The sequence below is a fragment of the Schleiferilactobacillus perolens DSM 12744 genome (assembly GCF_001435585.1).
In the GTDB taxonomy this organism is placed as follows: domain Bacteria; phylum Bacillota; class Bacilli; order Lactobacillales; family Lactobacillaceae; genus Schleiferilactobacillus; species Schleiferilactobacillus perolens.
The window spans coordinates 60513-74172 of the sequence record NZ_AZEC01000005.1; the positions used below are offsets into that span (position 1 = coordinate 60513).

Sequence of the window (13660 nt, forward strand, 5' to 3'; positions counted from 1 at the left end):
AACATTTTGGAATATATTGAATCGATTCGCAACGAGCAGATCAAGAATGCCGTGAAGCTGCAGACCAAGAAATACCAAATTAAAGAAAATGCGTATTTTCTTGAAGGACCGCACCTGATCAATGAAGCAGTGGCCGCCGGGGTACCGCTGCAACAATTATTGATCACCGAAAATCATGAAGATGATCATGTGGTCAAACAATATTACGACAACAGCTGGGTGATTGCCGACAATGTGGCTAAACACTTGGCCGCTACCGAGACTAACCAGGGCATGTTTGCCATTGCGCCGATTCCGACCATGACTTTGCCGGAACAAATCAGCGGCGGCTGGTTATTGTTGGATGCTGTGCAAGATCCCGGCAATGTGGGCACCATGATCCGGACAGCTGATGCGGCCGGTTATGCGGGCGTGATTATAGGCACGGGGACTGCCTGGCCCTTTAATCCGAAAGTCGTCCGCGCTATGCAGGGCAGTCAGTTCCATTTGCGGCTAGTTCAGATGCCGCTGGCAGATGCCATTGCCCAATTCCAGGCTGCTCAAGCACCAGTGTATGGCACCTTGGTCAATCAAGACGCTGTGGATTATCGTACGGTCAAACCGACTGGCACCTTTGGATTGGTGATTGGTAACGAAGGCAACGGGATGAACCCCGAGTTAGCTAAAGAGACAACAGCGAATTTGGTGATTCCTTTGCCTGGCAAGGCGGAATCATTGAACGCAGCCATCGCTGCCGGCGTGCTAATGTTTCAAATGGTGTAAGGAAATCTTAAGACCGGTACCGGTAACGATTACATTTGTGTGGCAAAGTAGCTTTTTTTGGTCAGCTTCGTGTATAATGGAGTTTGAATTAAAATTGAAGTGTCTGATGTTCAATAAGGAGTGACATATTTGGCGAAACTGCCTTGGCAAGAGAACGAGGAGTACCGCAGTTATGTGGATGACCTCCTGGCCACCCCAGAAGTGCAAAAATTGGCACAATATACGCAGCACCATTACACAAATCGACTGCAGCATTCGATCACCGTTTCGTATGATAGCTTTTTAGTCGGCAAGAAACTTCATTTGAACTGCCGTGCGTTGGCGCGAGCGGGTTTGTTACACGACATGTTTTACTATGATTGGCGCAATACCAAGTTTGATTTGGGAACACATGCCTATATCCATCCCCGAATCGCTGTGCATAACGCAGAAAAGATCACCGCATTGTCAGACATGGAGCGCGATATTATTCTGAAGCACATGTTTGGCGCGACCTTAGCCGTACCGCGGTATAAGGAGAGCTGGGTGGTTTCTTTGGTGGATGATTACGCCGCCATGCAGGAAGTTGGCAAACCCACGGCCAAGCGTCAATGGCACGAGCTGAAGCGCAAGCTCGTTTCCACATTTTAACCTGAATAATCCACACATCGGCAGCATTCCTTGCAACCGGTGTGTTTTTTTTATATACTTACCTTATGTAAGTGAACGGGGTGACAGTAAAATGGATAAAATCACAACAGTTGCCGCGAAGCCCTATACAGAAGAAGGGCTTTGTCCTCGATTTGCTAAGATTTTTAGCATACTAGGTAAGAAATGGAACGGACTCATTATTGAAGCTCTACTGAAGAATGGGACTCAGCGGTTCAAGGAATTAGCTGCTATGGTGCCTGCATGTTCCGATCGGGTATTGGTGGAACGGTTGCGGGAATTAGAGTCAGAAAACTTTGTGGAACGGGTGACCCATGATGACTCAGCGTTGATCGAATATCGATTAACCGCTCGGGGGGCGTCTTTACAGCCTGTCATGACCGACATCCACCATTGGGCTGATGAATGGATCACGCCTGAAGAATGCAACGAATAGGTTTGTTTCTGGATAACGACTTGCTTTTTCAGTAAGTCGTTATTATGATGGAAGCATAATCTAACGACATTGATGAAGAATAGTCACCGGGCATCGACAGAGAGATTTCTGCAATGGTGTGAGGAAATCAACCGCTCGGCCAATTCACTTCGGAGTCGGCATCGTGAAACGACAGTAACGATGTCCGGTCACAGACCGTTATCTGGATTAAGTGTTATTTGTCGACAGATAAATAAAATTAGGGTGGTACCGCGGATCTCGTCCCTTTGGGGGATGGGATTTTTTTTGTCCCATAGAGTAATTTCCCCTTTTTACAGCTTGAATAGAATGTTAAATCCTGATGAATTATAGTGCCAATGCGAAGCAATCGGAGGGGCACGGCAGGTCAGGCATACTTTTTATCCAATCCTGTTTTGGCACGAAGCATGGTAGCACCCAATCAAAGCGAGGTAGACACATGGCTTTACAAGATGAGTTAACCAAGATTAAGAACGATGCATTGACCCAGATCAGCGCTGCAGCAAATTTGGATGCATTAAACCAGATTCGAGTTCAAACGCTGGGGAAGAAGGGCGCTTTAACAGGTGTCTTACGGGGTATGAAGGATTTAACACCAGAGCAGCGGCCCGTCGTTGGCAGTTTTGCAAATACGGTCCGGGACGCATTAACAGCGGCCATTGATCAGCGCCATACGGAACTAGCAGCCGATGCGTTGCAGGCCCGATTGGCTAAGGAAACATTGGATGTGACGCTCCCTGGTCGACCAGTCCACGAAGGTACCATGCATGTGTTGGACCAGGTCATGGAAGACGTTGAACAGCTGTTCATGGGGATGGGTTACCAAGTGGTGGATGGTCCGGAAGTAGAAACGGATCATTATAATTTCGAAATGCTTAACGTACCCAAGAATCACCCGGCTCGGGATATGCAAGATACGTTTTACATCACGCCAGAGGTGCTGATGCGTTCGCAAACGAGTCCTGTGCAGGCGCGAACATTGGAGAAGCATGATTTTTCTAAAGGTCCGCTGAAAATGATCTCTCCTGGACGGGTTTATCGTCGGGATACCGATGATGCGACCCACTCCCATCAATTCCACCAAATTGAGGGTCTGGTGATTGATAAACACATCACCATGGCAGATCTGAAGGGGACTTTGGAGGTGCTGGCGAAACACGTCTTTGGCGCTAACCACAAGATTCGGTTACGACCCAGCTACTTTCCATTCACGGAACCTTCTGTAGAAATTGACGTGTCTTGGGGCAGTAAGGCCGGTAGTGATGACGTGACCAGCAAGGACAATGGCTGGGTGGAAGTGCTGGGTGCCGGCATGGTGCACCCCAACGTCTTGAAGAGCGCTGGGGTGGATGCCGATGTCTATGGTGGTTTTGCTTTCGGATTAGGCCCTGACCGCTTTGCCATGTTGAAATACGGCATTGAGGACATCCGTAATTTCTATCTGAATGACCAACGATTCTTGACGCAATTCAAACAGGAGGGCTAAAGACGTGTTAGTTTCTTACAAATGGTTGAACGAGTACTTACCAGTAACAGAAGATCCGATAAAATTGGCGGATCAAATTTCCCGGACTGGGATTGAGACGGAAGAGGTTTTTTTGCGGGAGCAAGGGATGAAGAAGGTCGTCGTCGGCCACGTCTTAAAGTCTGAACCCCATCCGAATTCTGATCACCTCCATATTTGTCAGGTAGATGTGGGAGAATCCGAGCCATACCAAATTGTCTGTGGGGCACCCAATGTGGCGGCCGGGCAGTATGTGATTGTCGCTTTACCTAATTCTTGGATTGCTGATCACACTAAAATCAAAAAGAGCAAGATGCGCGGCGAAGTATCCATGGGCATGATCTGTGCCCTGCAAGAAATCGGTTTTCCTGAAGCTGTGGTGCCCAAGGCTTATGCCAACGGTATCTATGTATTCAATGAGCCGCACACTCCCGGTGAATCTGTCTTCCCGTTACTGGGCATGGACGATCCAATTTTAAATTTGGATATTACACCAAATCGGGCCGATACATTAGGTATGCATGGGGCTGCTTGGGAAATTGGGGCAATGCTCAACGAAAAGCCGCAATTCACGAAGCCCACGGTGACGGAAACAGGTGCACCAATCGATGATTTGTTGACAGCAAAAGTGGCCGATGATGCGTCTTTGAGTTATCATCTGCGCATCGTCCAAAACGTCCACATTCACGAGAGCCCATTATGGCTCCAGGTTCGTTTGTGGAATGCCGGAGTGCGGCCGATCAATAATATTGTCGATATCACCAATTATGTAATGCTGGAATATGGTCAGCCTCTGCACGCTTTTGACTATGATAAGTTGAAAAATAAGGAAATTTTAGTCCGGCATGCCCAACCGGGTGAAACGCTCACCACATTGGACGGCAATGATCACGAACTCGTGGCCCAAGATATTGTCATCACCGACGGTCAAGACCCAATCGCTTTAGCTGGTGTCATGGGTGGACTGAGCACAGAAGTGACTGAGAAAACCAAGACCGTGGTCTTTGAAGCAGCCGTTTTCCCACCGACGCCGATTCGTAAGACTGCCCAGCGGTACAATTTACGTTCTCAGGCATCTACTCGTTTTGAAAAGGGCATTAATAAAGCCGACGTGTTGACCGCACTTGATCATGCGGCTCAATTAGCTGAACAATTGGCTGAGGCAAATACTGCAAAAGGGGTATTATCGCCGGCCAATATGGACGTTTTGCCGGTGGTGGTAGATATTTCTATTGATCGGATTAATCACGTATTGGGGACAACACTTTCGACCGATACCGTACGAGACATCTTTGGTCGGTTAGGCTTCGGCGTGGAGGAAGCCGATGGTTTATTCACCGTCAGCATCCCCCCTCGGCGCTGGGATATCAGCATTGAAGCAGACCTCATCGAAGAAGTAGCCCGGCTGTATGGCTATGACAACTTACCGAGCACTTTACCGGAAGCAACCACCACTGTTGCGCGGTTCACACCCATTCAAAAGCTTATTCGCTACAGCAAGCGCAGTCTGCTGGCGGCGGGGCTGAATGAAGCCATTAGTTACGCATTGGTGAACGAAGATGAAGCGACTGAGTTCATGCAGGAAAAATCGGTACCGACCCACTTGGATTGGCCGATGACTAAGGACCATGCAGTACTGCGGCAGAGTTTACTACCGGGGCTAATCGATGATTTGGCTTATAACATCGCTCACAGCGTGAAAGATGTCGCCTTATTTGAACAAGGCCGGGTGTTCCTCAAAGATGACGAAAAAACGGTGCGTCCTCGTGAAGTGGAGTACTTGGCCGGCCTGATTTCTGGTCAATGGCAAGGCCGCGCGTGGGAAACAACCGAACAGCCTGCGGATTTCTATTTAGTCAAAGGAATCGTTGAAAACTATTTGGCCCCATTACACCTGGCTGATCCGATTCGCTATACGGCGACAGATCAATATTCAGAAATGCATCCTGGCCGGACGGCTAACATTTACCTTGGGGACCAGTTACTTGGTTTCATTGGGGAAGTGCATCCAGCCCGCACGGCAGCGATTAATGCGGCCGATACATTCGTCTTCCAACTGAACCTGGACATTATCTTGGCCGCGAAGAAGGTCGCACTAATGGCCCAAGACGCACCGAAGTATCCGTCAGTGACCCGGGATATTGCACTCTTGCTGCCAGAAGAGGTCACCAATGCCCAAGTCCTGGCAACCATCCGTGCCCATGGCGGCGAGTTCTTGCAGAATGTCCAGCTGTTTGATGTATACAAGGGTGAGAAGCTGCCGGCTGGCACCCAGTCACTTGCGTACACGCTGACTTTCTTGAACCCTGCTGATACATTGAAAGAATCCCAGGTCAATGCAGACTTCAGCCGGATTAGTGAACAATTAGAGAAACAATTGCATGCCCAGATTCGGTAGCATTCTCCGGTGCCATTTTGTATAATGGCTATCAGTGATTACTAGGTAGAGGGGGGTCCACCTCATTTGAAGTCAGAGCAAACGCCCAATAATAAAAAAGATGATGGGCAACAGGCACCGTTAGATCCGGCTGATCAAGCCAAGCAGCGCGCTGAAAACCGTCAAGAGGAACAAAAAGTGGCGAATCGGATCGTGGTCTGGATCGTCAGTATTTTGGCGGTCCTGTTGGTTGTGATCGGCGTGTTAGGTTATCGGTATGTACACAATAGTCTGCAACCTTACAGTGCGACTGATACCCGCACTGTGGCGATCAAAATTCCGATTGGTTCGTCGAACAAGGAAATTGCCGCGGAGTTAGAAAAAAACAAGATTGTCCGCAGTGCAACTGTGTTTAACTATTATGTCAAGACCCACAATTACACCGACTTCACCGCTGGGTGGCACACGTTCAAGCCATCCATGACCTTGGATCAAGTCGTCAGTCAGCTCCAAAAAGAGGGGTTGGCGTCAGAACCTAAGGACCGGATAGGGCGGGTACTGGTCAAAGAAGGGGTGACGGTTGATCAAGTGGCTGCCGCCGTTGCGGATCAGACTAAGAAGAACAAGAAGTGGACACAAGCCCAGTTTATCAAACTGATGAAGGATGATTCCTTTATGTCCTCGTTAGCTAAGAAGTATCCCAAGCTGTTAGGTTCGGCGATGTCCGCCAAAGATGTCCGCTACCGGTTGGAGGGTTATTTAGCCCCTGCCACGTATGATATCTATAAGGATACCAGCTTAAAAGATTTGGTCATCATGATGGTGCACAAGTCACAACAGGAGTTGTCGCCGTTATTCGCGACGATTGCGGATAAAAACTTAACCGTCCAACACACATTGACCTTGGCGTCGTTGGTTGAACGCGAAGGGGTAAAGACCGAGGACCGGGAAAAAATCGCAGGTGTCTTCTTCAATCGATTAGATATCGGCATGGCTTTGCCATCGGATATTTCCGTCATGTATGCGTTGAATACTCACAAGACGCACTTGACCAATAAAGATACAGCCGTGGATTCCCCTTATAACCTGTATGTCAATAAGGGGTTTGGTCCAGGACCATTCAATAATCCCAGTATCAATGCGATTCAGGCGGTGCTGCAACCCGCTGATCGAGACCAGAATTACTTGTATTTCCAGGCCGATCTGAAGACTGGCAAGATTTACTATTCACAGACCTATGAACAACATCAAAGCACCACTTCCAATCTCGGCCAATGAGGTCTGAGGAGAATTTTTCAACGAGGGAGAACGCAGCGTGGTAAAGAAGAAACCGATCGTCATTGGCGTTACTGGGGGGTCCGGCAGCGGTAAAACCACCGTGTCCCGGGCAATCTTTGACCAGTTCGCCGGCCATTCACTTCTTATGCTGCAGGAGGATTCTTATTACAAGGCATCCACTGCGCCATTTGTTGAGCGAAGGAAGATTAATTATGACCACCCGTTAGCCTTCGATACAGATCTGCTGATTGAGCAGTTGAAACAGTTACGTGATTACCAGCCGATTGACAAACCGGTTTATGATTACACCATACACAATCGTTCCCAGGAGGTTGTCCGCCAGGATCCCAAGGATGTCATTATTCTTGAGGGTATTCTGATCTTGGATGATCCCCGACTGCGAGATTTGATGGATATCAAGGTTTACGTGGACACTGATGATGACATTCGTTTGATTCGGCGGATTAAACGGGATATGAAAGAGCGGGGCCGTAGTTTGGATAGTATCATCACCCAATATCTGGCAACGGTTCGCCCAATGTATCACCAGTTTGTGGAGCCGACAAAGCGTTATGCCGACATCATTGTGCCAGAGGGCGGCCAAAATCAGGTTGCAATCGATTTGCTTGTAACAAAAATTCGTGATATTTTAGCAAGACAAGTGCGCACCGATTCGGTATAATGTCCTTTTGGTGTGCCGAGGTAAAGAAATTGATCGCATTTTTAGAGGTGTAAGAAAGAATGGCAAACAAGACTTATCCCATGACGGCGGAAGGCAAAAAGAAGCTGGAAGACGAATTGGAACAATTGAAAACAGTAAAACGGCCACAGGTCATTGACCGTATCAAAGTGGCCCGCGGTTTCGGGGATTTATCTGAAAACTCAGAATACGAATCTGCCAAAGATGAACAAAGTGTCGTCGAATCCCGGATTTCCCAAATTGAGGAAATGCTGCATTTTGCTCAAGTGGTAGATGTCAATTCAGTTGACGTGAACGAAGTATCCGTCGGCAAGACCGTCACCTTCTTAGAAGACGGCGAAGATGAACCAGAAACCTACCAAATCGTCGGCGCAGCAGAAGCCGATCCTTTCGATGGCAAGATTTCTAACGACTCACCCATTGCCAAAGCATTAATCGGCAAACACAAGGGTGATGCCGTGGCCATTAAAACCCCAGGCGGCGAAATGGACGTTAAGATCACGGCAGTACAATAATCGGTCAGTCGCGTAAAAACGACTGGAGACGATTCACAAAAGGTCAGCAATCCCACACAACGGATTGCTGACCTTTTAGTTTCCAGGCATTTTTGGATGCTTTAGAAGTATGAAGTTGGTCGGATATAGTGCCAATGCGGAGCCACCGTAGCTTGCGCAGCTTTGGCACGACGTCCAACCCCACACTTCAGCCTAAAGTCGCACCCAAATAAGGTCTGCTGGCGGGTCGTGAATCATCCAGAGTACGGTATACTAATAACAGAATGATACTTGCACCAAGCGGGTAACAGAAAGAAGGGGCAACACGTGCGTTTCCTTTGGTTTTTAATAGGCGTGGCCATCGTTGGCTGTCTCGCCGGTTTAGGCTGGCAAGTCGTGACCGAGCCGATGAGCTTGATTCTGATTGTCGTCGGCACGATCCTGCTCGTGAGTCGCCGCAGTGAACAACGTCGCGGCAGCAGTCGCATGTTTGCCGGGATTTTTATTACCATCGGAATCACCATGAACTCAGCGTTTTGGGGCCTGTTCGTCCTCACTTTCCTGGCGCTGCTTCTATTTTTAGCGACTAGTGCCGGCGGTGTGCGCAATTGGGTCCCATGGCGGCAGAAACAATATGTCCATTTCAAGACGACAGCTCCCCAAGATAATGAACATTCCCAGCTGCAACGGTCCCCTTGGTTTGGTGACCACACTATTGGTACCACCACCTTTCCCTGGGACGATATTAATTTCGTTGCCCTTTATGGCGATACCATCATCGATTTAGGCAATACCCTTTTGCCAGAAGATCAGGATAATACAATCATGATCCGCAAGGGGGTGGGGCGGACTCGGATCTTAGTTCCTGTTGGCGTGGATGTTGAACTGGATCACAGTGCCCTGTACGGCAAAGTACAATTCCTCGATGATCATTACCAGTTGCAAAATGAGCGTCTTCAAGTGCATCATCAAGAGAAGGACGGTAAAGTCCGCACGATTAAAATTGTGACGAGCGTATTAATTGGTGACTTGGAGGTGCGGTACGTATGACGAGAATACAAAAGATCGTGTTGGGCAGTCTCGTCACTCTGATTACCTTTTTTCTGGTTTCTGGGGTGGTGGCTTACAGTGCGTATCGAATCGGCAACTGGCCGCTAGTTGAAAAAGAATTGACCCAGCCTTTTTTGGGGGTGCCCTTAGTGCTGGGCTTTTTTGCTGTGGCGCTGATTATTGGGGTGCTGTTGACCGCCGCAACCTCGATGGTCGTCCGTAGTTCGCTGCAACGCGCAGATGCTGCAGTCGCGGCTCTGTTGGCCGATCAGTATGATTCAACTGCGCTCACGACTCCCACTGGACGGGTCACTTCGGTGTGCGTTAATGTGGTGGAAAAGCTGCAGCAGTTACGCGATAAATTGCAAACGTTACAGGCAAATATTCAAACCATGGCCGATCAGCCGATCATTGTCGGCAGTCAAACCAAGGAAGAAATCTTACAAGAAGAGCGCCACCGCTTGGCTCGGGAACTGCACGACTCGGTCAGTCAGCAATTATTTGCAGCCACCATGATGCTGTCCGCTCTAAACGCGACGGCAGCGAAAGAAGATTTACCCGCGACGCTGACTAAGCAAATCAACACGATTGAAAGTGTGATCAACGAAGCCCAGTCGGAGATGCGGGCACTCTTGCTCCATCTGCGGCCAGTCAACCTGGAAGGCAAGAGTCTGCAGCAAGGAATCACGTCGTTGTTGAATGAACTAAAAACCAAGGTGCAAATCAAAATTACCGCCGATCTGGCTCCCCTGAGCTTGCCTAGTGCGATTGAGGATAATCTATTCCGGATCGTCCAGGAATTGTTATCCAATACATTACGCCATGCCAAGGCATCAACCTTGGAAGTATACTTGAAACAGATCGGGCAAACCGTTTTACTTAAAGTGGTGGATAACGGGGTGGGGTTTGACCAGGATTCCGCCCAAGCGGCTGGCAGCTATGGTCTGCAAAATATTTCTGAACGCACTAAAAGTATGGGCGGCAACCTGCATATTGTCAGCATTCCCAAACAGGGCACCAGTATTGAAGTGCGCGTACCAATCGTGAAGGAGTCGGTGAGTGATGATTAAAGTGTTGATTGTGGATGATCATGAAATGGTACGACTGGGGATCAGTACGTATCTTGGTGTGCAAGATGATATTGAAGTCGTGGGTCAAGCAGCAGATGGCGCAGAGGGAGTTAAATTGGCTCTGGAACTGCGTCCGGACGTGATCTTGATGGATGTGGTGATGCCCAACATGGATGGCATTGAGGCCACTAAAAAAATCCTTGCCCAATGGAAAGGGGCAAAGATTATCATTTTGACTAGTTTTATTGATGATGAAAAGGTGTATCCAGCCATTGAAGCCGGTGCTGCCAGTTATATTTTGAAGACATCGACAGCGGAAGAAATTGCCCAGGCGATTCGCCAAACGGCCCGTGGCGAGAGTGTCTTGGAACCGGCAGTGACCAACAAGATGATGCATCGCATGGCCCATGGTCAGGAGAAACCGCTCTTTGAGGATTTGACTAACCGGGAAATGGAAGTACTTCAACTGATTGCCCAGGGCCGGTCCAACCAGGAAATTGCGGACGAATTATTTATCACCCTCAAGACAGTGAAGACCCATGTGTCCAATATCCTGGCTAAATTGCAAGTGGAAGATCGCACCCAAGCCGCTATTTATGCGCTCCGTCACCATCTCGTCAAGGATGATTCAAATGGTGATGACACGATTGGCGAATGACGGCGTCGACTCAGCACGATCACCAGCAGCCAAAGAATTAGCGACAATAATGAACCTGTCACTCCCACTCGCCAGCCGGGTGCCACATAGCGGAACGATAACGTGTGGCGGCCGGCTTTTTTTGGTGTCACTGCGAGAAATGATTTTAGAAATTCCTTAGTCTTGACTGGCTGGCCGTCCAGTAATAGCTGCCAACCGGGACTAGCCGGGATCGTGGTGTAAATCGTGGGGGCCTTTTTCGTCGTGTTCACAGTCGCCTGGATCTGGTTCTGTTTGAAGCCGGTGACCGTCCCTCCCTGTTGTTGAAGTTGGCGATCCATCTTGACGAATTGTGCCATATCCAATCGGTAAAAGGCTAAGCCGTCAAAAGTCACTGAGTCGCTGTTGAAAGTAAACGACAGTGTCACCCGTCGACCGGCCTGGCGGGCGGCCAGGTTGAAGGCCACAGGTGAGCGGAAGGTGTCATATTGTTTGACTTCGCGATTATTGACCCGAATGGTCAGATCCTTAACTGGCAGATTCGCGCCAAAGGTCACGTAAAAAGGGTCATTGGTGGTCGCAATGAACGAATAGGTTACCGTGGCCTCTTTTTCTTTATTGCGGCGATAATACGTACCACTCACGTTGTTTTCACCATCCTGACGGGTATTAGTGGTGGTGATTGTCGGATGCAGCAATGGAATGAACAGATTTTGCCAATTCTTGTTCCCAGTGAGCTCATTCCAAAGCGCCTCCTGTTCCGATAACGGATAATTAGGCAACTGGGTATGGTGCAGGGCACGCGAACTTCCAGAAAAGACCAGAGGCAACGCATAGGGATTCTTATGTATGGTCGTCAATGTCAGCTTTTTCTGAGTTGGGTAAAAGGCCAAATCAGGACGATACGCATTCGGGAACATAATCGGGTTGGCAGCCAAATTATGATCCTGAAGGACGCTGTAACTCTTAGTGTCCTGTAGATAATATTGCATATCTAACAATGCGTCCGTAATCATGGTGCCGTTGGTATAGGAAATTTGACCATCGCCTGCGGGCAATCCCAGCTCGTCATAGAGTTTGGGCTGACGCGGTTCCATCATGGAATTAAAATGGGAACCACCAAAGAAGTCCGTCTGCATCGCATCGTCCTTCGTGCGCTCAAAAGTTTTACCGATGCGGTAGAACGGGCTGTGGTTCTCTTGCTTCACCGCGTCCACGGCGGCTTGCAAATTATTCGTATAATTGGCATAGTCACTTTGGCTGATGTAACTGAGCTGATTCAAGCTCAAGACGCCATTGGTGATGATGTCGACACTGACCAAAATCAGCAGTGCTGCCGGCCACCAGCGCCACTGCCGATCATGGGTGACCACGAGAGCGATGCTGGCCACGGCAAATATTGCCGTCACGATTAGGGCAAACGGATGAATGAATTCCAAATTAGCCAATTGAACAGTACTGTAGCCAATGACGATGACGCCTGGGATAGCCATGAGCAGACCCTGGCGCCAACTAAAGTGGGGCAGTAACGGCCAGACTCGGGCAGTGAGTAAAATTGCCCATAAACTCACCACAAAGCTAAATCGGTAAGGATACCAAACGGGAAATTGAAAGCCATGCCACAACAGATCCAACGGTTCGACAAAGAGACTCGCTACTAAAAATAGGGAGACCAAGCCGGCCACGATTTTTTCCCGCCAGGGCAGCCAGCGGTTGCAAAAGTATAAAATGACGCCCAGACCAATGATCATGGTGGTGTAAATGTTGGCCTGACCAGAGGACATTTGGTCGAATGAGTATGCCCCCGAAACCATTTTAGGTAATAACTTCAAGGGATTGTATTCAAACTGCCAGTGAATTGCCCGGACGGTGTAGGTCCCCTTGGAATCGGTCAACGCAAAAAACGTTGGCAGCAGCATGAAAAGACTGAGTCCGGCCCCCAACAGGGAAGTCCAGGCGAAGCGACCTGCTCCCCGCCACCATTGCGCCCAAGTTTGGGCAAATTGACTCTGGTACCAGAACCAATACAGCACCAAGAAGAGGGCAACCATGTAACCGATGTAGTAGTTGGTAATGAAGGTGATCGCCAGCAATAACGGATACGCCCACAGGTATCGATTTTCTCGTTGCCAATCCAAACTCAGTAACACCAATGGTAATAAGTAAACGCCATCCAGCCACATCACGTTGTAGTGGTTGACAATTAAATAGGCACATAGGCCATATGCTGTGGCAAAGGCCGCTTGAGCGACTGGCGCCAATCGGCGCTTAGGCGCCCGCAAGTATAGACATGCAAAAAGCCCAGCCAGTCCTAATTTCACCGCCATCAACAACCACACGCCCACGGACAAACTGGTCCCCGGAAATAGGAAAAGCAAAAAATTGAGCGGACTCATCAAGTAGTAGGCAAATGTGCCCACCATCTCGCCGCCCAAGCCCTTGCTGAACGAATAGAAGAAGGTTTCGGGGTGACTTGCTAAAGTTTTTTTAAAGTATGCAAAAAAATCAATGTACTGCTGACCCAAATCTACGGTCATGACGCTTTGATTGCCCAAAGGCCAGGCTTTGAGAATGGCAAAATAACCCAAAATAAATAAAAATGGGACTAAGAAGCTCCAGACCAAGGGCCATCTAGCCGGAGTGACCCGGGAGTGTCGGTATTGGTTGCGCAATAAGGGGCCGCCTT

General features: G+C 48.9%; 12 protein-coding genes and 1 other annotated feature. Of the genes, 11 read left to right on the plus strand and 1 reads right to left on the minus strand.

What is annotated here, in order from left to right; genetic code table 11:
* Positions 1-6: 6 nt before the first annotated feature.
* The 11 genes from FD09_RS06955 to FD09_RS07005 all read left to right on the plus strand — a co-directional run bounded on the left by FD09_RS06955 (position 7) and on the right by FD09_RS07005 (position 10995).
* On the plus strand, positions 7-762 hold the full coding sequence (locus FD09_RS06955; RefSeq protein ID WP_057819723.1) for a TrmH family RNA methyltransferase: 756 nt from the start codon (positions 7-9) through the stop codon (positions 760-762).
* A 129-nt stretch (positions 763-891) separates the two neighbouring features.
* Positions 892-1392, plus strand: a complete 501-nt coding sequence (locus FD09_RS06960) for an HD domain-containing protein (protein WP_057819725.1) — start codon at positions 892-894, stop codon at positions 1390-1392.
* 91 nt (positions 1393-1483) lie between these two features.
* Complete coding sequence (locus FD09_RS06965) at positions 1484-1846, plus strand: winged helix-turn-helix transcriptional regulator (protein WP_057819727.1); 363 nt, start codon at positions 1484-1486, stop codon at positions 1844-1846.
* Between the two features lie 60 nt (positions 1847-1906).
* Positions 1907-2115 (plus strand) — a binding site (T-box leader).
* A gap of 188 nt (positions 2116-2303) precedes the next feature.
* The gene (gene pheS / locus FD09_RS06970; RefSeq protein ID WP_057819728.1) at positions 2304-3350 is read left to right on the plus strand and encodes a phenylalanine--tRNA ligase subunit alpha; all 1047 of its coding nucleotides are present in this window, start codon (positions 2304-2306) and stop codon (positions 3348-3350) included.
* A gap of 4 nt (positions 3351-3354) precedes the next feature.
* Positions 3355-5766 (plus strand): phenylalanine--tRNA ligase subunit beta, encoded by a 2412-nt coding sequence (gene pheT, locus FD09_RS06975; protein ID WP_057819730.1) that lies wholly within the window; start codon positions 3355-3357, stop codon positions 5764-5766.
* 66 nt (positions 5767-5832) lie between these two features.
* Positions 5833-7023 (plus strand): endolytic transglycosylase MltG, encoded by a 1191-nt coding sequence (gene mltG, locus FD09_RS06980; RefSeq protein WP_083487632.1) that lies wholly within the window; start codon positions 5833-5835, stop codon positions 7021-7023.
* A 37-nt stretch (positions 7024-7060) separates the two neighbouring features.
* Positions 7061-7705, plus strand: coding sequence for a uridine kinase (udk, locus tag FD09_RS06985; RefSeq protein ID WP_057819732.1), 645 nt, complete (start codon positions 7061-7063; stop codon positions 7703-7705).
* A 59-nt stretch (positions 7706-7764) separates the two neighbouring features.
* Positions 7765-8238 carry a transcription elongation factor GreA gene (gene greA, locus FD09_RS06990; protein ID WP_057819735.1) on the plus strand — a complete coding sequence of 158 codons (474 nt, stop codon included), beginning with the start codon at positions 7765-7767 and terminating at the stop codon, positions 8236-8238.
* Between the two features lie 306 nt (positions 8239-8544).
* Positions 8545-9267: a cell wall-active antibiotics response protein LiaF gene (liaF, locus tag FD09_RS06995; protein WP_057819737.1), complete on the plus strand. Its 723-nt coding sequence runs from the start codon at positions 8545-8547 to the stop codon at positions 9265-9267.
* Complete coding sequence (locus FD09_RS07000; protein WP_057819739.1) at positions 9264-10337, plus strand: sensor histidine kinase; 1074 nt, start codon at positions 9264-9266, stop codon at positions 10335-10337. Before liaF ends, FD09_RS07000 begins: the two co-directional genes overlap by 4 nt.
* The gene (locus FD09_RS07005) at positions 10330-10995 is read left to right on the plus strand and encodes a response regulator transcription factor (RefSeq protein ID WP_057819741.1); all 666 of its coding nucleotides are present in this window, start codon (positions 10330-10332) and stop codon (positions 10993-10995) included. Before FD09_RS07000 ends, FD09_RS07005 begins: the two co-directional genes overlap by 8 nt.
* Here FD09_RS07005 and FD09_RS07010 read toward each other — a convergent pair.
* Positions 10944-13646: a YfhO family protein gene (locus tag FD09_RS07010; RefSeq protein WP_083487634.1), complete on the minus strand. Its 2703-nt coding sequence runs from the start codon at positions 13644-13646 to the stop codon at positions 10944-10946. The two genes, FD09_RS07005 and FD09_RS07010, sit on opposite strands and share 52 nt — an antisense overlap.
* Between the last annotated feature and the right edge of the window lie 14 nt (positions 13647-13660).